Annotated in this window: 17 protein-coding genes; 12 read left to right on the top strand and 5 right to left on the bottom strand. The window is 68.4% G+C overall.

Annotation, left to right across the window (positions count from 1 at the left end):
* The first annotated feature begins 109 nt into the window (after positions 1–109).
* From L8F96_RS14645 to cls, 4 genes are all read left to right on the top strand, one after another.
* Entirely contained in the window at positions 110–499 is a 390-nt protein-coding gene (locus L8F96_RS14645) for a DUF2946 family protein (protein ID WP_334656404.1), read from the top strand.
* Between the two features lie 109 nt (positions 500–608).
* The gene (locus L8F96_RS14640) at positions 609–2,633 is read left to right on the top strand and encodes a TonB-dependent receptor (RefSeq protein WP_334656402.1); all 2,025 of its coding nucleotides are present in this window, start codon (positions 609–611) and stop codon (positions 2,631–2,633) included.
* 2 nt (positions 2,634–2,635) lie between these two features.
* A complete protein-coding gene (locus L8F96_RS14635; protein ID WP_334656401.1) occupies positions 2,636–3,784 on the top strand; it encodes a PepSY-associated TM helix domain-containing protein in 1,149 nt (382 codons plus the stop codon).
* A 57-nt stretch (positions 3,785–3,841) separates the two neighbouring features.
* Positions 3,842–5,302 (top strand): cardiolipin synthase, encoded by a 1,461-nt coding sequence (gene cls, locus L8F96_RS14630; RefSeq protein ID WP_334656400.1) that lies wholly within the window; start codon positions 3,842–3,844, stop codon positions 5,300–5,302.
* A gap of 49 nt (positions 5,303–5,351) precedes the next feature.
* On the opposite strand, the gene L8F96_RS14625 is transcribed toward cls, so the two are convergent.
* The 3 genes from L8F96_RS14625 to L8F96_RS14615 all read right to left on the bottom strand — a co-directional run bounded on the left by L8F96_RS14625 (position 5,352) and on the right by L8F96_RS14615 (position 10,610).
* On the bottom strand, positions 5,352–8,465 hold the full coding sequence (locus L8F96_RS14625) for a TonB-dependent receptor domain-containing protein (protein WP_334656399.1): 3,114 nt from the start codon (positions 8,463–8,465) through the stop codon (positions 5,352–5,354).
* Between the two features lie 184 nt (positions 8,466–8,649).
* Entirely contained in the window at positions 8,650–9,960 is a 1,311-nt protein-coding gene (locus L8F96_RS14620) for a sensor histidine kinase (protein ID WP_334656398.1), read from the bottom strand.
* Positions 9,957–10,610, bottom strand: coding sequence for a response regulator transcription factor (locus L8F96_RS14615; RefSeq protein WP_334656397.1), 654 nt, complete (start codon positions 10,608–10,610; stop codon positions 9,957–9,959). Before L8F96_RS14615 ends, L8F96_RS14620 begins: the two co-directional genes overlap by 4 nt.
* A gap of 75 nt (positions 10,611–10,685) precedes the next feature.
* Between L8F96_RS14615 and L8F96_RS14610 the strand changes: the two genes are divergently transcribed.
* From L8F96_RS14610 to L8F96_RS14595, 4 genes are read left to right on the top strand one after another with little or no spacing between them, the layout of a single operon-like run.
* Complete coding sequence (locus L8F96_RS14610) at positions 10,686–11,807, top strand: efflux RND transporter periplasmic adaptor subunit (protein ID WP_334656395.1); 1,122 nt, start codon at positions 10,686–10,688, stop codon at positions 11,805–11,807.
* The gene (locus L8F96_RS14605) at positions 11,807–14,878 is read left to right on the top strand and encodes an efflux RND transporter permease subunit (protein ID WP_334656393.1); all 3,072 of its coding nucleotides are present in this window, start codon (positions 11,807–11,809) and stop codon (positions 14,876–14,878) included. The genes L8F96_RS14610 and L8F96_RS14605 overlap by 1 nt, the downstream gene beginning before the upstream one ends.
* Positions 14,875–15,174 carry a DUF3240 domain-containing protein gene (locus L8F96_RS14600; RefSeq protein WP_334656392.1) on the top strand — a complete coding sequence of 100 codons (300 nt, stop codon included), beginning with the start codon at positions 14,875–14,877 and terminating at the stop codon, positions 15,172–15,174. The genes L8F96_RS14605 and L8F96_RS14600 overlap by 4 nt, the downstream gene beginning before the upstream one ends.
* Complete coding sequence (locus L8F96_RS14595; RefSeq protein ID WP_334656391.1) at positions 15,171–16,388, top strand: TolC family protein; 1,218 nt, start codon at positions 15,171–15,173, stop codon at positions 16,386–16,388. Before L8F96_RS14600 ends, L8F96_RS14595 begins: the two co-directional genes overlap by 4 nt.
* On the opposite strand, the gene L8F96_RS14590 is transcribed toward L8F96_RS14595, so the two are convergent.
* On the bottom strand, positions 16,385–17,800 hold the full coding sequence (locus L8F96_RS14590; RefSeq protein WP_334656390.1) for an NAD(P)/FAD-dependent oxidoreductase: 1,416 nt from the start codon (positions 17,798–17,800) through the stop codon (positions 16,385–16,387). The genes L8F96_RS14595 and L8F96_RS14590 overlap by 4 nt on opposite strands.
* Before the next feature lie 218 nt (positions 17,801–18,018).
* Between L8F96_RS14590 and L8F96_RS14585 the strand changes: the two genes are divergently transcribed.
* The 3 genes from L8F96_RS14585 (at position 18,019) to L8F96_RS14575 (ending at position 20,417) form a co-directional block, all read left to right on the top strand.
* Positions 18,019–18,885, top strand: coding sequence for an SDR family NAD(P)-dependent oxidoreductase (locus L8F96_RS14585; protein ID WP_334656389.1), 867 nt, complete (start codon positions 18,019–18,021; stop codon positions 18,883–18,885).
* Positions 18,882–19,757, top strand: a complete 876-nt coding sequence (locus L8F96_RS14580; protein ID WP_334656388.1) for an SDR family NAD(P)-dependent oxidoreductase — start codon at positions 18,882–18,884, stop codon at positions 19,755–19,757. Before L8F96_RS14585 ends, L8F96_RS14580 begins: the two co-directional genes overlap by 4 nt.
* Positions 19,758–19,826: 69 nt before the next feature.
* The gene (locus tag L8F96_RS14575) at positions 19,827–20,417 is read left to right on the top strand and encodes an NADPH-dependent FMN reductase (protein ID WP_334656387.1); all 591 of its coding nucleotides are present in this window, start codon (positions 19,827–19,829) and stop codon (positions 20,415–20,417) included.
* 47 nt (positions 20,418–20,464) lie between these two features.
* Here the strand turns inward: L8F96_RS14575 and L8F96_RS14570 are convergent, their stop codons facing one another.
* Positions 20,465–22,342: a M1 family metallopeptidase gene (locus tag L8F96_RS14570; protein WP_334656386.1), complete on the bottom strand. Its 1,878-nt coding sequence runs from the start codon at positions 22,340–22,342 to the stop codon at positions 20,465–20,467.
* Between the two features lie 99 nt (positions 22,343–22,441).
* Here L8F96_RS14570 and L8F96_RS14565 point away from each other — a divergent pair.
* Positions 22,442–22,642: hypothetical protein (locus L8F96_RS14565; RefSeq protein ID WP_334656385.1), on the top strand; the 201-nt coding region annotated here is incomplete at its 3' end.

The raw sequence follows: 22,642 nt of genomic DNA, 5'->3' as shown, positions 1-22,642 counted from the left end.
CCGGCGACGCCCGTTTCCCAACCTGATTATCCCCCCGCGACAAAATGTCCCAGTGACACCGCCGCACGCAAGCGATACCCACGGTGTCGTGGGGGCGATCCGGAATCTGTTGGCGCAACGCCTATTTCCGGTGCTGATCTGTGCCGCGGCGTTGCTGCTGAAGGTGCTGGTCCCCAGCGGCTACATGATCGTTCCCGACGACGGGCGCATCACCGTCGCGGTCTGTTCGGGCTTCGGCCCGCAGACGATGGAGATCGTCATCCCGGGTATGGGTCATGCCACGCCCGGCAGTGACTCGTCCAAGGATGGTGGCGCGGGCGACATGCCCTGCGCCTTTGCCGGGCTTTCGACGCAGTTCCTGGGTGCGGTCGATGCCGTGCTGCTGGTCGCCGCGCTGGCGATCGTGGCGGGCCAGGCGCTTCGCCCGATGGTGCGGCGCCTGCCGCGCGCCGCCCTCTACCTGCGCCCTCCGTTGCGCGGACCACCGCTGCTGATCTGACGCGCCGACCGGATCGACCGGCCGGCGACACTGCCGCCTCGCTTTCGCGCGGCGGCGTCCCTGCCGCGTCGCGTGCCCGGCAGGCCCTCGTCAGCAAGAAAGTCCTGTCATGGTCCGCAGCCTGTTGCTCGGCGGCGCCGCCCTGTGCGTCGCCGCTCCCTCCCCCGTCCTTGCCCTTCCCGATGCCGCTCCGGCCCAGCGCGGCGACACCCATATTGCGATCGGCGACGATGCCATCGTCGTCACCGCGCGCGATATGGCGCGCTCCACCGCCAATGTGCTCACCTCGGTCGATGTCCTCGGCGGCGATCTTGCCCAGCGGCAGAATGTCGACAACGCGTGGGAATTGTTCGCCCGCCTGCCCGGGGTGGTGCTGACCGATTTCAACCAGGGCACGACATCGGGCCGCTTCTCGATCCGCGGCTTCAACGGTGAGGGCGAGATCAACGCCGTCAAGCTGCTGATCGACGGCGTCCCGTCCAACGACAATGCCGGCCGGATCGACTTCATCGACCTGGTGGCCCCGCTCGATATCGCCGCGGTGGAGCTGGTGCGTGGCACGTCCGACCCGCGCTGGGGCCTCCATGCCATCGCCGGCAGCGCCAATATCAAGACGCGCACCGGCGGCAATTACCTCGACATGCGCGGCATCGCCGGCGCGTTCGGCACCTATGACGCGCAGCTCGCCGCCGGCGTCGAAACCGGCCGCCTCAGCCAGAATGTCGCGCTCTCCTATCGCCGGACGGGCGGTTACCGGGATCACGCCGACCTCGACCGGCTGACGCTGGCGGGCAAGTGGTTCTACGATCTGGGCGGCGCGCGGGTCGGCCTGATCGCTCGGCACAGCCGCAGCACGGCCGAGGAGCCCGGCTACCTCACGGATGCCGACGCCTATACCGACCGGCGGCGATCCTATGCCGTGTCTGAGACCGACGGCGGCACCCGCAATCTCAGCCAGTACAGCCTGCACCTCGACGCCGATCTGGCGCGCGACCTGTCACTGACCGCGGTCGGCTATGCGACGACCAACGATGACGATCGCTACGTGCGCTTCTCCGCCAATGTCGCGCAGCAGCGCCGGCTGACGCAGGAACAGCATTATGGCGTGGTCGCCGGCGTGCACTGGCATGCCGCGGGCTGGCTGATGGCGGAGGCCGGGGGCGACGTGCAATGGCAACACAATCGCAGCCTGCGCTGGACGACCGACCGGCGGATCATCACCGCACCGACGCGCGACCAGGATTTCGACCTCACGGTGGGCGGCGCTTATGTTCAGGCGATCGTCACCCCGGCGCCGTGGCTGACGATCACCCCGGCGTGGCGGATTGACCGGGTCGACGGTGACTTCCTGAACCGGCTGAACGACGCGCGCGCGCCGGTCAACGATTATGGCACGATCAGCCAGCCGAAGCTGTCGGTCGCGGTGACGCCCACCCGCGGGCTGACCGCTTACGCCAATTACGGTCGCACCTTTCAGGTCGGCGCGGGCTCCGGTGCCTTTGTCGTGCCGCCGCGCGTGCGCGATGTGGCGCCTTCGATCAACGAAGGGTGGGAGGGCGGCATCAAGCTGTCGCACGGCCGCTGGCTGACCGCGCGCGCCGCGATCTGGCAGCAGACGGCAAGTGGCGAGCTGCGCCGGCGGCTCAACGATCCCTCCGGTGAATTCGACAATCTCGGCGCAACCCGCCGCCGGGGTCTAGACCTGGAGGCACAAGTCCGCCCGCTGCCCGGCCTGTCCGCCTGGGCCAGCTGGTCGCATCAAAGGGCGGTCATTCGCGTGCCCGATCCCGTCGCACCGCTCACCGCGGGCAATGCGATCGATCACGTTCCCCAGAACGTCGTCACCGCAGGCGTTGAATGGGCCCCAACGAGCCTGCCGTGGCGCGCCTCGCTGTGGGGCAATGGGCAATCCTCCTATGAACTCACCACCGCCAACGACCAGGGGCGCTATGGCGGCTATTTCCACCTTACCGCGGAACTCGCCTATCGGCTGAACGACGCGCTGGAGCTGTCCGCGCAGGTGCGCAACCTCGCCAATGATCACTACGAATATGTCTGGTACGACGGCACCCAGCGGCTGCACGCGCCGGCCGATCCGCGCAGCCTGTTCGGCGCGATCCGCGCGCGGTTCTGACCGTGTCCCGCACAGGAACGCAGACCGTAACGGCGGGACGGCAGCCCTGGCGGTCGGCCGCGCGCCGTATCCACCTGTGGCTGGGGCTGACGATCGGATTGCTGTTCGCCGTGATCAGCCTCACCGGATCGGCGCTGGTCTTCTATGTCGGCATCGACGCGGTACTGCATCCCGAAACGCAGGTGGAGCACCGGGCACCCGCGCCGGGATGGACGTCGCCGGTGTGGGACCGCGCGCTGGCGACGGGGCGCGCCGCGCGGTTTGATCCGGCGGGCAAATGGTCGTTCGAAGTGACGGACATCGGCGGCGCGATCCCCGCGCGCTACTATCCGCCTGCTTCCGGTACGGTGCGCCACCCACCACGGCTAATGGTGTGGTTCTCCGCCGATGGCAGCCGCATCCTGCGCGTCGCACCGTGGGGCGGCTATCTGATGAGCTGGCTCTACGAACTGCACATGCATCTCCTCGCGGGGGACGTGGGCGCACAGGTCGTGGGTTGGTCGGGCGTCATCATGCTGGTGCTGCTGTTGAGCGGCTTGATCGCCTGGTGGCCGCGCGGGTCTTGGCGCAAGGCGCTGGCGTTCCGTCGCAACGCACCGCCGATCCGCCGGCTCAACGACATCCACCGGCTCGTCGGGGTGGGAAGCGGCGGCTTGCTGCTGATCCTTGTGGCGTCTGGCGTCATCCTCGCACTGCCGGCGGTTAAGGCGGCGCTGCTGTCGCCCGCAACGGTGCCGGAGCCGCCAGCGATCGCCGGCAGCGGACCGGCGCTGCCGATTACCCGCGCGCTGGCCAGCGTCCGTTCGGCAGTGCCCGATGCCCGGCTCGCCTTCATCGACGTGCCGGGCGATCCCGCCGTGCCGTACCGCGTCCGCATTCAGGTGCCGGGCGACCCGCACCGCCGCTTTCCCGGCAGCTATGTCTTCGTCGATCAGCGCAGCGCGCGCATCGTCGCGTTGCACAATGTGCGTGATGGCGGTCTCGGCACCGCGATCAATGCCTGGGTGCGCCCGCTGCATGATGGATCAGCCGGCGGGGTCGTCGGCCGCATTCTCGCGGTTCTGATCGGCCTGGCGCCCACCGCGCTGTTCGTCACCGGCCTGTTGCGCTGGCGGCGCCGGCGTGGTCGTTCGGCGGACCCGGCACAGTGACCATCCGCATCAACACGGGATGGCGCCCGCCTCGCAAACAGGCGTAGGCTGGCGCGGTTGGCGTTCGGCCGACGCGGCGAAGGGCGGATGAACCATCTCGGCTGGGCGCCATGGCTGATCCTGGTCGCGGTCTATACCGCAGTGGTGGCGCGCGCCGTGCTGCTGGAGCGGCGGGAGCCTTATGCCCGCGCCGCGTGGCTGCTGCTGCTGGTCGCGTTGCCGACGATCGGAACCATACTCTACCTGTTGTTTGGCGAGCCATGGGTGTCGCCGCGCCTTCGTCGCCGTACGCGGCTCGTCCACCGCGCGCTGGTTGAGCACGCCCCGCCGCCAGCCCCGGACCCGCCCTCCGCGGTGGCACGCAACGCTTTTCGCACCTGTGAGACGGCGAGCGGCTGGCCATTGTCGACCGCCACCGCGCCCTGGGTCGCGCCTGATGCCGACAGAGCGATCGACCGTGTCGTCGCCGATATCGATGCCGCCCGGTCGAGCGTGCATCTGTCCTTCTACATCTGGCTGACCGACCATAACGGCTCGCGCGTCGCCGATGCGATCTGCCGCGCGGCGCAGCGCGGCGTCACCTGCCGCATCGTCGCGGACGCGATCGGCTCGCGCTCGCTGATCCGCTCGCCCCAATGGGCGGCGATGCGCGCGGCGGGCGCGCGGCTATGCGCCTCGCTCACGGTCCCCTGGGGGATCGGCTTCCTCGCCGGCCACCGCACCGATCTTCGCAACCATCGCAAGATCGCGGTCATCGACGGCCGCATTGGGTGGTGCGGCAGTCAGAATTGCGCCGACGCCGCCTTCCTGCCCAAGCGCCGCTTTGCTCCCTGGGTCGATATCCTCTTCCGCTTCGAAGGACCGGTGGTCCGCCAGGCGGAACTGATCTTCGCTTCGGCCTGGATGGTTGAAAAGGGGGAGGACATGGCCGCCGTGTTCGCGGACCAGCCGCCACTCACGCCGCGTCACGGCTATCCCGCCATCGCGGTCGGCACCGGCCCCCTGTCCCCCGCCTCCACCATGACCAACATTTTCGCCGCTGTGCTCGCGGCCGCCGCGCATCACGTGGTGATCACCACACCCTATTTTGCGCCCGATCCCCCGCTGCTCGACGCGATTGTCGCCGCCGCGCGCCGCGGAGTGGACCTCAGCATCATCTTCCCCAATCGCAACGACAGCTTCATCACCGGCGCGATCAGCCGGGCCTATTACCCCGTCCTTGCCCGGGCCGGTGCCCGCATCTTCGAATTTCGCGGCGGGCTGCTCCACGCGAAGACACTGGTGGTGGACGGGGCATTGGTGCTGGTCGGGTCCGCCAACATGGATCGCCGCAGCCTGGACCTCAATTTCGAGAACAACATGCTAATCCAGTCGCCCGAACTGGCCGAGGCGGTCAGCGCGCACCAGCGCCGCTGGCTGGCGGATGCGATCGAGATCTCCCCCGGCGGCGTCACCGCCCGATCGCTGCCGCGCCGCTTCTTCGATAATCTGCTGACGATGGCAGCGCCGCTGTTCTGACGCACAGGGCGGGGGAGAGCGGCGGCTTTCCCGCCCCTCTCCCGTCCCATCAGAAATGGACGTTCGCCCCCATCAGGAACGCCCGGCCCACCAGCCCCTGGTAATAGGTGTTGAGCGTCCCCGCTCCTGCCGTCGCCGGGAAAGGGACGCCCCGGTCGGTCACATTGTCGATGTTGAAGCGGAAATCGAAATTGTCGCTCGCACGGATGATGATCGCGGTATTCCAGATCGCGTAGCTGCCGATCCCGCGGAACTCGCGCGTGGTTGGCGTATCGGTCGCGTTAAACACCGCCGGGCCGGTATATTGCACCTGGTTGAACCAGCTGATCGGCCCGCGATCCAGCGTCAGATTGACGTTGAAACGGTCGATGCTCTGGCCGATCTCCCCTCGATCGCTAACCCAAGGGGTCGCCGAGTTGATCTGGTTCTCCTGCTTTATCAGATGCTGGTAATTGACCGTGGCATTGACCCCGATCTCGCCAAATGTGCGGCGATAGCTCGCCTCGACAATCACTGCCTCAAACCGACGCCCGCCCTGGTTGATGAATGGCTCATCCAGCGTCAGCACCTGGCCGAAACTCTCGCCCGGCGTCGTATCGCGGGTGATCAGGCTGCAATAGAAATTGTCCGGATAATCAGTTGCGTCGTAGCAGCCGCTCAGCACGTCGGTCGCACTGGACGATACGATGGTGTTCTTGAGGTTGATGTTCACATAATCGGCCGACAGCGCAAACCCGGGCAGGAAGCGGGGCGTCAGGACTCCGCCGACGGTCCAGGAATTGGCCTTCTCATTCTGCAGTCCGCGATTGCCCAGCACGGTGATCGGCACGGTGACCGAGTTGATCAGCGACGAGAAATCCGTTGGCAGCCCGGCCGCCGCGCAATTGGCCTGGCGCACCGCCGGGTTGGGCCCGCTGGTCAGGTTCTGGGAATCGCACGGATCGAACCCGCCATCGAACGCCGGCTGGTCGGCGGCGAACAATTCCGTCACCGCCGGCGCGCGGATCGCGCGGGTGTAATTGCCGCGCACCGCAAAGCCGTCAACGGGGGCCCAGCGGCCGCCCGCCGTCCAGGTGAAATCACCGCCAGCGACCGAATTGTCGACATACCGGCCTGCGGCGTTGATCTCCAGCTGGTAGATCAGCGGGATGTTCTGATCAGGCCCGATCAGCGGGGCGCGGAACTCCCCGAACACTTCGTTGGTGGTGTACGACCCGCGCACCGGAAGGATCGGGATCGAGCGGCCCAGCGCCTCGGTGTAGAATTCATCGGGCGAGAAGCGGGAAAATTCGCGGCGGTTCTCATAGCCGACGGAAATCGCGAAATCGCCGCCCGGCAGCTTGAACACCGGCCCGGTCAGCGTCGCCAGGAAATCGCGTTGCGAGGTGATCGCCTCCGTCCGCGCGTTGGTGGTCACATAATCGCGCGCCGCCTGGCTCGGTGCGCCGCTACCGAACAGGTTCAGCGGCGCGCAGCTGGTGGAGATGGTGCCGTTATATTGCGGCACATTGGGCGGCGACGCCGGGTTGGTCGGGTCCGGGTTGAACGGCAGGCAGACGAATTTGCCATTGGCATCGAAGCCTGCGTTCAACGCGCGGCGCAGGTTCGGCTCGACCAGCGAGGGCTGGCTCGACCGGCTGTTGGTACGGCCGTAATTGGCCGACACTTCCCAGTTGAACACCCGCTCGCCGAGCGAGAAATCGCCGCGCAGCCCGCCGACGAAGCGGTACATCTCCTGGTCCAGCCGCGCCACGCCCGACACGAGATCGGTATTGGCGCGCCCAAGGTAGAAAACGTCCGTGTCGCCCGCGGGCAGCCCCGCCGCGGTCAGGTTCTGGACGATCAATGCCCGCGCCTGCGGCGTCAGGAATGGATTGTTCAGCGGGATGATGAAATTGCCGTTGACGTCAAAGGCGCCTGGGTCGCTCGCGCTGAAGAAGGCCGTGTTATAAACCGGCTGACCGGCGAGATTGGTGGCCTTGTTCCGGGAATACCACGCCTCGCCGAAGGCGGTGATCCGGTCCGAAAAGTCAAATTTCGCCAGCGCCACCGCGTTGAACCGGTCATCCTTCACGCGGGCGTTGGTGATGTCGGCGAAGTTCAGGTTGTCACCACCCAGAAACGTGGTGGGGTCCTGCGTCGGAGTTCCGATGTTGAACGGCACCAGATTGCTGTTGCGATCGAAACCCAGGATCTGCCCCGCCGCATTGCGGACAACGGACGTCGTGCCGCCCGCGGTGGCCGGGACCAGGCGCGCGGCATCGCGGATGAACGGAATGCCCGCCGGCGTGCCCAGATAGGTGCGCGTGTTTTCCACGAGTATCTGGTTGAAGGGCGACGTGCCCGGCGCAGGCGCAATAAAGCCCAGCTGCCGCCGGATGATCTCGCGCTTGTTGCCTAACAGGCCGTCATCGTGATTGTATTCAACATTGACCGTGATGTTGCCGCGCCCGTCGGCAAAGTTCTTCCCCGCGAGCAGGCGCACGCGCTGGTTGCCCAGATCGCCGCGCTGGCTGATCCCGACCTGCCCGTCGACATCCAACCCTTCGTAATCGTTGCGCAGGATGATGTTCACCGTGCCCGCGATGGCATCGGCGCCATAGATCGGCGCGCCACCAATGGAGATCGTCTCGATCCGCTGGATCAGCTTGGTCGGGATGGTGTTGAGGTCGACCTGCGTGCCCGCGCCGCCGGATGAGAAGATCGTCGCCGGGTTCGCACCCACGAACCGCCGCGCGTTGACCAGCGTCAGTGTCCGCTGCGATCCCAGCCCGTACAGGTTGACGAAGCTCTGCCCGACGCCAAAGCCGTTGCCCTGGTCACCGACCAGCGAACTGTCGGGCACGCCAAAGCCGGGAAGCTCGTTCAGCGCGCGGGCGATGTCCGGGTAGCCGCGGTTGTTGATCGTCGCGGCGTCGACGGTGGTGGTCGGTTGCGGATTGTCCACCGCGGGCCGCGCGATGCGCGACCCGGTGATGATGATGTCGCCCGGGTCTTCTTCGGTTGTCGCCGCGACCGTCCGGGGGGTGGGCGCTTGGGCCGTGGCCGTTTGGTCTGTCTGGGGGGTCGTGTCTGGGGTGGTCTGCGCTACCGCGATGGCGGGAAGCATCAGGGCGCCGAGCGCCGCCGTCGAACTACCTGCGAAAAGAGCGAACCGTTGCATGGCTTCCTCCCTTTTGTCGTGCTGGCTTTCTGTCGTTCTGGCTTCTTTTGTCCGTGTGGCGGGGAAAACGCCGCGACCGCGATTGCGGGAGCATGGGTTCCGGCGGCACGACGCGATTTGCTACCTGCTGTCACAAAGGAGCAACACTGAAGCGCGGCGCAGCACCGACGCGCGACGCAGACGTTCAAAAGCGGACGGTAACGCTCAGCCCCCCGTGCGGCGCATCGTCCAGCGTCAGCGTCGCATCATAAAAACGCAGCAGGTCCGCCGTCGCCGCCAGGCCAAGGCCGGTCCCCGGCGTCGCCGGGTCCAGCCGGATACCGATGTTGGTCACCAGCGCGCGCTGCGCCGCGGGAATGCCGGGCCCGTCATCGCTGATCGTGATCCGGTCATCCCCGCCCGCCACGGTGATCGTGCTGCGCGCCCATTTGAAGGCATTGTCGATCAGGTTGGACAGGATCTCGGCCAGATCACCGCTGTCGCACGGCAGGCGCAGCCCGTCGGGAAGGTCGATCACGACCCTGATCCCGCGATCGGCATGGAGGCGCTGCATCGCCTCCACGATCCGCACCAGCAGCGGCGCGACCGCGGTCCGCGTCCCCGCCCCGCGCGTGCCCGCCGCGGCTGCACGGGCAAGGTGATAGTCGATCTGCCGCTGCATCATGCGGCAGCGTTCAAGCAGGAACGCCGCGCTCTGCGTCTGGCCGGCGTTTTCCAGTTGCTCGGCCTCCGCGGTGATCAACGCCAGCGGGGTGCGCAGATTGTGCGCGAGATTGCCCGATTCCGTCCTTGCCCGCGCGATCAGCTGCGCCTGTCCCTCCAGCAGCGCGTTGAAGCGGGTGACGACCGGCTCGAACTCGGCCGGGACGTGCGGGTCCAGCCGCTCAATCTCGCCGTTGCGCAACCGGTCCACCTCCTCACCCAGCCGGCGAACCGGCGTCAGGCCGAACCGCACCAGCAGCGCCGCCCCGCCCAGCAGCAACAGGCCGACCACCGTCATCGACAGCGTCAGGTCGAACCGGAAATGGTCCACCTGTTCCTCCAGCAGGTGCTGCGCCGAGGCGATGGTGACGGTCAATGGCTGCCCGTCCCGCAACACGCGCGCGCTGCGCTGGAGCACCTCCTCCTCCGCGCCCGCCCGCCCGCGATGCCACGCCTCATCCGCGGCAGGGATCAGCCGCAGCCCGTCGGAGAGCGAGGGCGACAGCGCGCTCCCCCGCGGCCCGTCAACCTGCCAGTACAGTCCCGATCGCCCGACGTTGAACTGCGGATCCGACAGCGGCTGTCGCACCACCGGGCGCCCTTGCGGATCGAAGTCGATCAGCGCCACCAACTCGCCCAGATGGTGATCCAGCTCGGTTTGGAAACGGTCGGTGGTGTGGCTGCGATACAAATATCCGATGAACAGCCCGGCCAGCAGCACCGCCAGAATCACGCCCAGCGCCGACCCGACGATCAGCCGCAGCCGCAGGCTGTTGTGCAGTGGCTGGCTCATGCCGCGAACCGATAGCCGAGGCCGCGCACCGTCACGACATGCTCGCGGCCGATCTTGCGCCGCAATCGGCCGACCAGCACCTCGATCGCATTCTCGTCCCGCTCCTCGCTCAGCGGATACAGGCTGTCGATGATGCTCTGCCGAGTCAGCGTGCGCCCGGCATTGTAGACCAGCAGCTGCAGCAGGTGGAATTCGCGCGCGGTCAGCGGCACCGGCTGGTCGTCCAGCCATGCCTCGCCCGATGCGGTGTCGATCGCGATCCGCCCGGCGGTGATCCGGGTCGCGCTATGCCCCGCCGCACGCCGCGCCAGCGCGTGGATCCGGGCGACCAGCTCCTCCGTTCGCACCGGCTTGACGATAAAATCATCGGCGCCCGCGTTCAGCCCCTCGACCTTTTCCTCCCACCCGCTGCGTGCGGTCAGGATCAGGATCGGCGTGGCGATGCCCTTGCCCCGCAGCGCCCGCACCAGCTCGATCCCCGACATGCCGGGCAAACCGACGTCGACCACCAGCACGGTGAAGCCGTCGCTGGCGAAATCCAGCGCATCCTCGCCCTGGGCCAGCCATTCGCACGTCATGCCGTGCCGCGCGAGGTTCGCGACGACGCGCTCGGCCAGCGCGGCTTCATCTTCGACCAGAAGGATTCGCATGGCCCATTCTGACAGGTTCCTGTCAGGTTGCGAAGCTAACGGCGCCCCCAGGCTAACAACATCGGGGCGTCATTCATGGTCGGCAACTGGCGACAGCCGCTGCTTCTCGCATTGCTTGGCGCGCTTACGGCGTGTGGCGGCAATGACGCCGCACCTGCCGGCGACAATGAGGCCGCCAGCAGCAACGCCGCGGCCGCTGGCAAGTCCCCCCTCGCCCTGTCGGCGGCCGAATTGTCCCGGATTGGTGTCACGTTTGCCCCGGTCGAAAGCGTCAGCGAACTGCCTGTCGCCACCGTCCCCGCCACGCTTGCCCCCCCGCCCAACGCCCGCGTCGCGGTCGCTGCGGTGATCCCGGGGGTCGTCACCCGGACGATGGTGGTGGAGGGCGACAGCGTGCGCGCCGGCCAGCCGCTGGCGACCGTCGCTGCGCGCGAGATGTTCACGCTTGCCGCCGGGATCGACCAGGCGTCGGCCCGCGTCGCCGTCGCCCGCGCCAACGACCGCCGCCTGGGTCAGCTCGCCCGTGAAGGCGTCATCGCCGGATCGCGGGCTGACGAGGCGCGCGCCGCGCTGCGCGAGGCAGAGGCGGAGCTGAACGAACAGCGCCGCATCGTCCGCCTCGTCAACGGATCGCCCAACCGCGGCAGCTACACGCTGACCGCGCCGATCTCGGGCAAGATCACCTCGGCCAGCATCACCACCGGTAGCCCGGTGAGCGAGGCGACCTCCGCCTATGTCATCGATGCGCAGGGGCGGTACGAGTTGACCGCGCAGCTGCCTGAACGGCTGCTGGGCCAAGTGCGCCCGGGCATGTCGGTGCGCGTGCCCGCCGCGAGCGGCGATGACGTGCGCGGCGAGGTGACCAGCGTCGGCAGCGTGATCGACCCGCAAACCCGCTCCGCCACGTTGCGCGCGCGCGTCCCCGCCACCGCCGGGGTGGTTTCCGGCCGTGCGGTCTCCGCCACCCTCTATGCGCCCGCGGCCGACGGCGCGATCGCCGTTCCCGCCGCTGCCGTCACCGATGTCGACGGCAAGCCCAGCGTATTCGTCCGCACGCCGCAGGGCGCGGTGGTTCGCACGGTCGCGACCGGCGATCGCGCCGATGGCATGATCGTTGTCCGCTCGGGCCTTCGCGCCGGGGAGCAGATCGCCGTCGCCGGGGTGAGTGAGCTCAAGTCGATCGCAGGGCAGAACTGATGCTTCGATCGCTCGTCGCCTGGTCGCTGTCCTATCGGCTGGTCGTCATCGGCCTGACTCTGGTGGTCGGCGTGCTCGGCGCGCTTGCCTACGCCTCGCTGCCGGTCGACGCCTATCCCAATATCGCGCAGACCCAGGTCAAGATCATCCTGAAGGCGCCGGGCATGACGCCCGAGGAGGTGGAAACCCGCGTCATCGCCCCGATCGAGCTTGAAACGCTCGGCCTGCCCAATCAGGCGACGCTTCGCTCCACCGCCAAATATGCCATCGCCGACATCACGATCGACTTCACCGACGGCACGGACATCTATTGGGCGCGCCAGCAGGTCGGCGAGCGGCTGGCCAACGTCATGGCCGACATGCCAGAAGGCGTGACCGGCGGCATGGCGCCGATCTCCACGCCGCTGTCGGACGTGCTGATGTTCACCATCGACGGTCCGCTGTCGCTGGCCGAGAAGCGGGAGCTGCTCGACTGGACGATCCGTCCCGCGCTGCGCACCGTGCCGGGCGTTGCCGACGTCAACGCGCTCGGCGGCTTCGTGCGCACCTATGAGATCCGCCCCGATGCCGCCGCACTCGCCGCCGCGCGCCTGTCGGTCGACGACCTGCGCAACGCGATCATGCGCGGGAACCGCAATGACGGCGCCGGCCGGATCGCGGCGGGCGAGGAGGCGCTGATCGTCCGCGCGGTGGGCGCGATCCAGAGTGTCGAGGATGTCGAGCAGATGGCGGTCGTCGCCCGCGACGGCCGGGTGGTGCGGATCGGCGATGTCGCCACCGTCGGCACCGGATCGCTCACCCGCTACGGCGGCGTGACCGCGCACGGCAAGGGCGAAGCGGTGCAGGGCCTCGTCATGGCACTGCGCGGCGCCGATTCGCGCAAGGTCGTCGATGGCGCGCGCGAACGGCTGGCGGAGCTGGAACGCAGCTTCCCCAAGGGCACGAAGATCACGATCTTCTACGATCGCTCCGACCTTGTCGGTCGCGCGGTGCAAACCGTGCAAAAGGCGCTGATCGAGGCGACGATCCTGGTCATCGTGCTCCTCATCCTGTTCCTGGGCGACTGGCGCGCGGCGGCGATCGTCGCGACGACGCTGCCGATGGCCGCGCTCACCACCTTCCTGTTCATGCGCGGCATGGGGCTGTCGGCCAATCTGATGAGCCTCGGCGGCCTCGCCATCGCGATCGGCCTGTTGGTCGATGGCGCGGTCGTGGTGGTCGAGAATATCGTCGAGCGGCTGAACCGCCGGGGCGAGGAAAACGCCCCCCGGCTCAACATCGTCTATCGCGCGACGGCGGAGGTTGTCGTGCCGGTGACCGCCGGCCTCGTCATCATCGCGCTCGTCTTCCTCCCGTTGCTCTCGCTCCAGGGGCTGGAGGGCAAGCTCTTCGCCCCCGTCGCGCTCACCATCATGTTTGCGCTCGCCGGCTCGCTGCTGCTCGCGCTGACGCTGGTGCCCGTGCTCGCTTCCTACGGCCTGAAGAGCGGCCATCATGGCGAGCCTTGGGTGATGCGGATGCTCGCGCCGCGCTACCATCGCCTGCTGACGGGCGCGTTCGCGCGCAAGAAGCTGGTCTATGCCTTGGCGGGCGTCGGGTTGGTCATCGCGGGCCTTGCCTATGGCGCGGTCGGCAAGACGTTCATGCCGACGATGGACGAAGGATCGGTGGTGATCCAGATCACCAAGCTGCCGACCGTCGGCCTCGACCGCTCGCTGGATCTCACCTCGCGCGTCGAGCGTGAGCTGATCAGCAAGGTACCCGAAGTCACCGGCGTCATCTCGCGCACCGGCACCGACGAGATCGGCCTTGATCCGATGGGACTCAACGAAACCGACCTGTTCGTGACGCTGAAGCCCGCCAGCGAATGGCGCGGCGATCGCGAGTTCGTCGTCGCCGAAATGCGGCGCGCGCTGGAAGGGATGCCGGGCTTCGACCCCAGCTTCACCCAGCCGATCGAGATGCGCGTCGCTGAAATGCTCACCGGCGCGCGCGGTGACCTCGCGGTCAAGATCTTCGGCCCGGACCTGAAGACGCTTGCCGGCCTGGCGGGAAGGATCCAGCACGTCCTGCAATCCACCCCCGGCGCGGCCGAGGTGCTGACCGTCGCCAACGAGAATATCGACTATCTCCAGCTCGATATCGATCGCACCGCTGCGGGGCGCGCCGGCATGCCGATCGACCAGCTGCAGGACACGCTTCGCGCTCAGCTCGAGGGGCTGCCCGCGGGCATCGTCGCCGAGGGGCAGAAGCGCGTTCCGGTGATGATCCGCAGCAACGACGGCACGCGCGACGACGCCACCCGCTTCGCCGATCTGCAGGTGACGACCCCGAGCGGCGAGCTTGCCCGGCTCAGCGATCTGGCGCGCGTGGAGAAGACCGAGGGGCCGATCCGCATCGATCACGAAAGCGGCTCGCGCTATGCTTTGGTGCAGGCGTTCGTCTCGGGCCGCGATCTCGTCGGCTATGTCGATGATGCCCGTGCCCGCGTCGCCGCGGAGGTTCCGCTGCCGCAGGGCTATCGCCTCGAATGGGGTGGGCAGTTCGAAAACCAGCAGCGCGCCTCCGCCCGGCTGGCGACGGTGATCCCGATCGCGCTGCTGCTGATCTTCCTCGTCCTGTTCGTGACGCTGAAATCGGTGCGCGGGTCGCTGCTGATCCTCGCCAACATCCCCTTCGCCGCCGTCGGAGGGATCGTCGCTTTGTGGCTGACGGGCGAGTACCTCTCGGTCCCCGCCTCGGTTGGCTTCATCGCCCTGCTTGGTATTGCGGTGCTGAACGGCCTCGTCCTGGTCGCCTATTTCCGCCAGCTGCGCGCCGATGGCATGCCGATGGCGCAGGCGGTGCGGACCGGCGCCGAACGCCGGCTGCGCCCGGTGATGATGACCGCCAGCATCACCGGCTTCGGCCTCGTGCCCCTGCTCTTCGCGACCGGGCCGGGCTCGGAGATCCAGCGCCCGCTGGCGATCGTCGTGATCGGCGGCCTCGTCACCTCGACGTTGCTGACGCTCGTCCTTCTTCCCATCCTCTTTGAACGATTTGGCGAACGCCAACAGGAGCTGTCCGCATGAGCCGGGTGCTGCTTACCCTGACCTGTGGTGTCGCGGATGCCGAGGCGATCGCCGCCGGCCTGCGCGATACGCTTCATGTGCCGGTGCACCAGCGCGCGGAAACGGTGCTCGGCCGTGACTTCGATGACGCCGGCACGGTGGAGCGGGTCGCCGGCGCGCTCGCGCGCGTCGCCATCACGCTCGATATCCCGGCGGACCAGGTAGCCCGGGCGCTGGACATCGCCACCACCACTCGCCGCCGCCTGCCGTTCCGCTGGCATACGGTCGCTATCCTGGATGGGGGGCGGATCGCATGAATTGGGCATTGCTATTGCTGGCGGGCGCCGCGCTGCCTGCGACCGCACAAACCACCGATCTGCCGCCCTCCGATCTCGTCATCCGCGTGCTCGACAATGCACCTGGGGTGGAGGCGGCGACCGCGCGGGTCGGCGCGGCGGAGGCGGAGGCCGATGCGCTTCGCCGCGGCCCGCACGAAATCACCGCGCAAGGTACCCTGTCGCGCCGCCGCGTCGATCGCGAGGGCAATTTCGTCGAATATGACGCGACGATCAGCCGCGCCTTTCGCCTGCCCGGCAAGGCCGCGCTCGATCGCCGCGCCGGCGCGCTCGGCATCGACGTGGCGCAGAACCGGATGGAGGATGCCCGGCATCAGGCCGCGCTGGCGCTCGCGACGCTCTGGTACGATTGGCTGCTCGCCGCCGACCTTCATCGCAACGCGGCGAAACTGGTCGAGAACCAGCGCGCGCTGGTCGCAGCGACCGAGCGCCGGGTTCAGGTGCGCGACGCGGCCGAACTTGACCTGCAACAGGCCAGTGCCGCGCTCGCGCTGGCCGAAGCGCAAGTGGCGGAGGCCGCCGCTGTCCGCGATCGCGCCCGCGCGTTGCTCGAAACGCGCTTCCCCGACCTGCCGCTGCCCACCGAGGCCCCGTCCTTGGCTGCCCCCACCATCCCGCCGGAGGGGCTGCTGGAGCTGCAACGGCTGATCGTCGCGCGCAGTCACGAAATCGCCGCCGCCGCCGGCACCGCCGAACGCCAGTCGATCTTGGCGCGCCGCGCCCGCGCCGACCGCGTTGCCGATCCCTCGCTCGGCGTGCGCCTGTTCAGCGAGCGCGGCGGCGAGGAACAGGGGGCCGGCCTCTTCGCCTCGCTCCCGCTGGGCGGCGGCTACCGCCGCGCGCTGTCGGATCAGGCCGCAGCAGAGGCTGGGGCCGCGCAGGCCGACCGCGTGGTGGTGGAACGCGAAGTCAGCGGCAATGCCGCCGCCGACGTGGCCGAATTCCGCGCGCGGCAGACCGCCTGGCTTGCGGCCGGCGCGGCGGTGGAGCGTGCCGAGCGCAGTGCCGCGCTGGCGGCCCGTGGGCAGCAGCTCGGCGCGATCGACCTCGCCGACCGGCTCTATGCGGAGCGTCAGGCCAACGAGGCACGCGCGCAGGAACTCACCGCCCGCGCCGCCGCCGCCCGCCTGATCCTGAAGCTGCGCATCGACGCGCACACGCTTTGGATCGACTAACGGCTCGCCACAGCCGCGCGCGGTGACGCGCTTGCGCCGTCCAGATCTTCGGCCTTCCAGTGCCGCGCGCTTTCGGCGGGTTCGGTGATCAGCCGGGCGCGCCGGCCAAAGGTCAGGTAATCCCATAGCCAGTTGAACCCGACGGCCAGCCGATTGCGCATCCCGATCAGGAAATAGACGTGCGCCACCCCCCATACGGCCCAGGCGGGGAAGCCCTTCAGCGTCAGCCGCGGGAAATGCACCACCGCCGCCTTCCGCCCGATCGTCGCCAGGTCGCCCTGGTGCCGGTATGCGAACGGCGCAGGTGCGCGCCGCCCCGCCGCCTCAGCAGCGATCGCCTCCGCGGCATAGCGGCCCATCTGCTTGGCCGCGGGCGCGATCCCTGGCACCGGCTCGCCATCCGGCGTGATCGCTGCGGCGGTATCGCCGACGACGAAGATCTCCGGCCGGCCCGGCACGGTCAGGTCGGCTTCCACCTTCACCCGGCCCGCCTTGTCCTTGTCCGCTCCCAGCCAGTCCGCCGCGTCCGACGCAGCCACGCCTGCGGCCCAGATCACCGCGTCCACCGCGATGCGCCGATCGCCCACCGTCACATGATCCGGCCCGATGTCACTGACGGGCTCGCCGGTCAGCACCTCGACCCCGCGGCGCTCCAGCTCGCAGCGCGCATATTCGCTCAATTCCTCGGGCAGGCTCGCCAGCGGCCGCTCGCCCGCCTCGACCAGGATGACCCGCGACAAGGCAGGGTCGACATGGCGGAAATCGCGCGGCAGGGCCTCGCGCGCCATGTCGGCGATCGCTCCCGCCATCTCCACGCCGGTTGGGCCGCCACCCACCACCACGAAGGTGCAGGTTCCCGCCGTTGCCGTCCGCCCGCCCGTCAGTTCGGCGCGTTCGAACGCCAGCAGGATACGGCGCCGGATTTCGGTCGCATCCTCGATCCGCTTCAGCCCCGGGGCGTGCGGCGCCCAATGTTCGTTGCCGAAATAGCCATGCGTTGCGCCGGTCGCGACGATCAGCCGGTCATACGCAAATTCGCCACCGCTGGTGCGCACGACACGGTGGCCGGGATCCACATCCTCCACCTCCGCCATCAGCACCGTCAGGTTGCGCTGCCCCGTCAGGATCGCGCGGATCGGCCAGGCGATATCGGACGGGGTCAGCGTGGCGGTCGCCACCTGGTAGAGCAGCGGCTGGAAGCAATGATGGTTCTGCCGGTCGATCAGCACGACCTCCACCGGCGCCCTTGCCAATGCCTTGGCCGCCTCCAGCCCGCCGAACCCGCCGCCCAGAATGACCACCCGAAGCGGCCGATCGCCCGCCGCGCCCGCGCCTGTTTCCCGATCGTCGACGCCCGTCCGGAACGCCGCGCTGCTGCTTCCTTGCGCTGCTGCCATGGTTTTCGAATACATCAGGCGCCGCCGCGTTCCCGACGCCAAACTGGATCAGGCACTGCATGGCTCGCCACCGCACGCCATTGACTTGGCTCCGGGCCGTGACATACCCCTCGGCAAAATAGGTCGAATGACTTAATTGCCGGCCGGGCCGTGCAGGGGAGGAAGCCGATGAGGACGCTGCTCGAGCTGTGCGGTGGGACCGCCTGTCCCCTCTTGTCCGAAGTCGCCGCCCGATGAGCGTTGCTACCGGCACCGCGCGGCTCGCCGGAAAGGTCGCGCTGGTGACCGGCGGCTGTTCTGGCATCGGTCTGGGGATCGTCGAGCGGTTCATCGCAGAGGGCGCGCGCGTCCTCGTCGCCGACGTCCAGGATGAAAAGGGCGCTATGCTCGCCCGTCGCTTTCCCGACGCCGTGGCCTACCAGCATTGCGACGTCACGCGAGAGGAGGACATTGCCGCTGCGGCGACGGCCACCGCCACCGCGTTCGGCGGGCTCGACATATTGGTCAACAATGCCGGCGCCGGCGGCACGCCGCTCGGCCCGATGGACATGACGGTGGAGGGATGGGATTCCACCATGGCGCTGCTGCTGCGCGCGCCCATGCTCGGCACGAAACACGCCGCCCCGCTGATGCAGGCGCGCGGCGGGGGATCGGTGATCAACATCGCCTCGATTGCGGGGCTCGAGGCTGGCTGGGGGCTGGCTTATGGCGTCGCCAAGGCCGGCGTGATCCACCTCACCAAGCTCAGCGCGCCGCAACTTGCCGCTGCCAACATCCGCATCAATGCGATCTGCCCCGGCGTCATCGTCACGCCGATCTTCGGCATGTCGGTCGGCCTCAGCCGCGCCGCCGCCGACCAGATGGCGGGCGAACTGGTCGACGCGGCCGAACGGATGCAGCCTTTGCGCCGGCCCGGCCGGCCGGAGGATATCGCCGGTGCCGCGCTCTATTTCGCCAGCGACGATGCGGCCTTCGTCACCGGCACGCATCAGCTGGTCGATGGCGGCATCACCGTGGGGCAGCGGATCAGCTGGGACCCAGAGGCGCTGCTGCCGATCCACCAGACGCTCATGGCCCACGCCGCGGACGTGCCGGCATGATGCGCGACCTGAACGGCAAGGTTGCGGTCATCACCGGCGCGGCCAGTGGGATCGGCCTGGCGCTCGCCCGCGGCGCTCAGGCACGCGGGGCGCGGCTCGTCATCTCCGATATCCGTGCCGACGCGTTGACGGAGGCGGCGGCGGATCTCGGGCAGCATGGCGAGGTGCTGGTGGTGCCGGCCGACGTGTCGGACTGGACGCATGTCTCTGCCCTTGCCGATGCTGCGCATGACCGCTTTGGCGCGATCAACCTCCTCATCAACAACGCCGGCGTCTTCGCCAGCGGGCTGACGTGGGAGGTCAGCCTGGAGCAATATGACTGGGTGATCGGCGTCAATCAGCGGTCGGTGATCCACGGCATCAAGGCGTTCGTGCCGCGGATGATCGCCGGCGGACATGACGCGCATGTCGTCACGATCGCGTCGGGTGCCGGGATCACGGTCAATCCGGGCTTCTGCACCTATTCGATGACCAAGCACGCCGTCGTCGCTTTGACCGAGGCGCTCTACCTTGATCTCCTGACCCAGCGGGTGCCCAACATCGGGGTGACGATCGTGATGCCGGGCGTGGTGCAGTCCAACATCATGTTCCCTGAAAAAACCGGCCACGCCGCGCTTCAGGACGAGTTGAAGGCACGCCAGGGCAATCCCGTGCTCGCCGCGCTGGAGGCGGTGATGCGTGCCGGCGTCGATAGCGGCCTGCCGGTCGCCGACCTGGTCGAGCAGGTCTATGCCGCGGTCATGGCACGGGACCTTTACGTCCTGCCCAACTTCACCGGCGACGTGTCGCGCGCGCAGGCCCAGGCGATCGCCATGGGCCGCGTCACCGCGACCGACCCCTATCCGGGGCTGATCGCCCCCTGGCTGCAATAGTCACAAGCAAACATCGAGACGTCGCGGGGCAGCGCTGGTATTCAGTGCACGCTTCACGGGAGACGTGCCTTGGCTGACCGCATTCTGATCTTCTACGGCTCCTACCGTTCCGATCGGCAGGGCATCCGGCTCGCCGACTATCTCGTCCGCTCCTTTGCCGCGCGCGGGGCCGACGTCGAGCTGATCGACGCCAAGGCAATCGGCCTCCCGATGCTCGACCGCATGTACAAGGAATATCCCGCGGGCGAGGCACCGGCGGCGATGGAAGAGCTCGCCGGCAAGATCCGCGCGGCCGATGCCTTCGTCTTCGTCACGGGCGAATATAATTGGGGCCAGCAGCCCGGCCTCAAGAACCTGACCGATCACTTTCTGGAGGAATGGTATTGGCGCCCCGCCGCCATCGCCAGCTATTCGGCCGGGCGCCTCGCGGGCGCGCACGCCAGCGTCGCCTGGCACGGAACGCTCAGCGAAATGGGCATGGTCGTGGTGTCGAGCACCTTGGCAGTGGGCGCGATCGGCCGTGCGCTGGATGCGGATGGCCGGCCGACCGGCGATGGCGGCGCCTCGCTGGAACGCGCCTTCCCGCGTTTCGCCGACGATCTCGCCTGGTGGGCCGCTGCCGCCCGCGAACAGCGCGCGCGCGCCACGCCACCTTATTGAGCCGCTGCACACCCGTCATATCAAAGCGGGTGCGCAGCGGCAGACCGTCACTCGCCCAACACCTTGTCGATCGCGCCGGCGGTGACCGGATGATAGGTCGATCGCGCCTTGGCATAGACGCGCCGTGCGATCGTCATCCCCCAGTCACCCTGCGCCTTCAGCCCCTGATACAGCGGGCGGACCAGCAACGTGCGGCCGACGCTGGTGAGGAACTGCTCGATCGAGGGCACCGCGGGCTCGTAGCGGTTGGCGATGGCCAGCTCGAGCCAAGCCGAGCGGATATAGCCGTTCGTCTGCTCCGACAGGTGGAACGTGCGGTCGAGATCGGCGAGCCGCTCGGCCGCCAGGGTGCGCGGCAGCCGGGCAATGAAGCGCTGCCACAATTGCGTCGACCAGCCCTTCGTATCGATCGCCGAGGCAGGCCCGCCCGCCGCAAAGGCCGCCGCGGCGCGCTCCACTGCCGCCAGCTGCGGCGATTTCACATGCACCGCATTGTCGGGCATCCCCGGCTCATAAGCCCAGCGATCGAGCTGCAGCTTCGCCTCCAGCGCCTGATCGCCGCGGATCAGGTTCGCGCGCAGGTCCTTGAGGAAACCCGCCGTGGTTTGCGGCTGGAAGGCGTGGCGATCGAAATAGGAGCGCAGATACGCGTCCCACCGATCGCGGCCGACCGTCTCCTCGATCGTCTTCAGGAAGATCGCGCCCTTGGTATAATCGACCTGCCCGCCCTCGGGATCGCCGTGGAGACGCGTGCCCGGCGTCGTGCGGCCGCCCGCAGCGCGGAAGTTCGTCTCCAGCTCGTCCCAGGTCAGGTCCGCTTCCACATCGGCGCGCTCCTTGCCGTAGAGCCGCTCCATGATCCGGTTCTCGAAATAGCTGGTGAAGCCCTCGTTCAGCCAGCTGTCCGACCAGGTAGCGTTGGTAACCAGGTTGCCCGACCAACTGTGCGCCAGCTCATGCGCAACCAGGCCGACATTGGCGCGATCGCCGGTCAGGAACGTCGGCGTCAGGAAGGTCAGCGTCGGGTTCTCCATCCCCCCGAACGGGAAGGACGGCGGCAGGACGAGGAGGTCGTAGCGTCCCCAGCGATAGGCGCCGTAGAGGCCCTCCGCCGCCTCCACCATCTTCTCGGTATCGGCGAGTTCATAGGCCGAGCGATCGAGCATCGACGGCTCGGTCCAGACGCCGGTACGCTTGCCCAGGGGCTTGAAGACGAGGTCGCCCACCGCCACCGCGATCAGATACGGCGGCACCGGCTTGTCCATTGCGAAGCGATAGCTGCGCTTGCCGCCTGCCGCGGGTTCGCCCTCAGGGGTCAGGCGCTCGCCACTCATCACCGCGACGAGGTCCGCCGGCACGGTGATCTTCGCCGTCCACGTCTGGCGGATGCCGGGGCTGTCCTGCGTCGGGATCCAGCTGCGGTTGTTGATCGACTGGCCCTGGCTGAACAGATACGGCTTCTTCTTGCCGGCGGTCAGCTGCGGCGGCAGCCATTGCAGCGCGCGTGCGCCGGGCGCGGAGCGATAGGTGATGACGATCCGGCTGGCGCCGTTCAGCTGAATGGTGAGCGGCGCCCCCTTGTACGTCTCGCTAGCGCCCACCTTCCACGCCAGCGGGCGGCCCTTCGCGTCAGTCACGGAGGCGATCTGCAGCCCGTCGGTATCGAGCACGATCTCCTTCGCGCCGCGCGCGGCGAGCACGTCCAGCGTGGCGGTTCCGCTCATCGTCTGGCTGGCGAAATCGGCCGCGAGATCGAGATCGACATGGGTCACTCGCGCGATCTCTGGCCGGGCGTACGACAGCACGTCCTGCGCGTCCGGCGTGGTGAGGATCGGGGAGACGGCGGGGGTGGTCTGACCGGCAGCGACGGCGGCGGTCGGCGCGAGGAGCAATGCGGCGAGGACCGCTGGAGCAAGTCTCTTCATGGCAGATCACCTGCCGCATGTCGGCAGCGGCGTCGAGCGGGTTTCGCCAACGGATGTTGCCGAGCGCCGCTCGCCGCCCCTATCAGCCGGGCAATGATGATGCTGAACATCTTGGCCTGCTGCGTCGCGGCGTTGCTGATCGCGGGGGAAGTCGCGCGGTTCGGGGGCAGTGCGCGGTTCGTTCCGATGGCGCTGGACGAGCTTGCGGTCGCCGCGCTGCTGCTATGGGCGGCGTGGCGGTCGCGGCGCGACGGGGCGATCTGGCACCTTGTCGGCTGGGGTGCCTTTTGCGGCCTGTCG

Origin of the sequence: Sphingomonas panaciterrae (assembly GCF_036890205.1) — a bacterium.
Lineage (GTDB): Bacteria > Pseudomonadota > Alphaproteobacteria > Sphingomonadales > Sphingomonadaceae > Sphingomonas > Sphingomonas panaciterrae.
The sequence above is the reverse complement of the archived record's forward strand: the minus strand, read 5'-3'. Positions and strand labels throughout refer to the sequence as shown.

Excerpts from the sequence above, each read along its gene's own strand:
- L8F96_RS14640 (WP_334656402.1), top strand. The coding sequence starts at position 609 with ATGGTCCGCAGCCTGTTGCTCGGCGGCGCCGCCCTGTGCGTCGCCGCT.
- L8F96_RS14625 (WP_334656399.1), bottom strand. The coding sequence starts at position 8,465 with ATGCAACGGTTCGCTCTTTTCGCAGGTAGTTCGACGGCGGCGCTCGGC.
- L8F96_RS14620 (WP_334656398.1), bottom strand. The coding sequence starts at position 9,960 with ATGAGCCAGCCACTGCACAACAGCCTGCGGCTGCGGCTGATCGTCGGG.
- L8F96_RS14615 (WP_334656397.1), bottom strand. The coding sequence starts at position 10,610 with ATGCGAATCCTTCTGGTCGAAGATGAAGCCGCGCTGGCCGAGCGCGTC.
- L8F96_RS14610 (WP_334656395.1), top strand. The coding sequence starts at position 10,686 with ATGGTCGGCAACTGGCGACAGCCGCTGCTTCTCGCATTGCTTGGCGCG.
- L8F96_RS14605 (WP_334656393.1), top strand. The coding sequence starts at position 11,807 with ATGCTTCGATCGCTCGTCGCCTGGTCGCTGTCCTATCGGCTGGTCGTC.
- L8F96_RS14600 (WP_334656392.1), top strand. The coding sequence starts at position 14,875 with ATGAGCCGGGTGCTGCTTACCCTGACCTGTGGTGTCGCGGATGCCGAG.
- L8F96_RS14595 (WP_334656391.1), top strand. The coding sequence starts at position 15,171 with ATGAATTGGGCATTGCTATTGCTGGCGGGCGCCGCGCTGCCTGCGACC.
- L8F96_RS14590 (WP_334656390.1), bottom strand. The coding sequence starts at position 17,800 with ATGTATTCGAAAACCATGGCAGCAGCGCAAGGAAGCAGCAGCGCGGCG.
- L8F96_RS14585 (WP_334656389.1), top strand. The coding sequence starts at position 18,019 with ATGAGCGTTGCTACCGGCACCGCGCGGCTCGCCGGAAAGGTCGCGCTG.
- L8F96_RS14580 (WP_334656388.1), top strand. The coding sequence starts at position 18,882 with ATGATGCGCGACCTGAACGGCAAGGTTGCGGTCATCACCGGCGCGGCC.
- L8F96_RS14570 (WP_334656386.1), bottom strand. The coding sequence starts at position 22,342 with ATGAAGAGACTTGCTCCAGCGGTCCTCGCCGCATTGCTCCTCGCGCCG.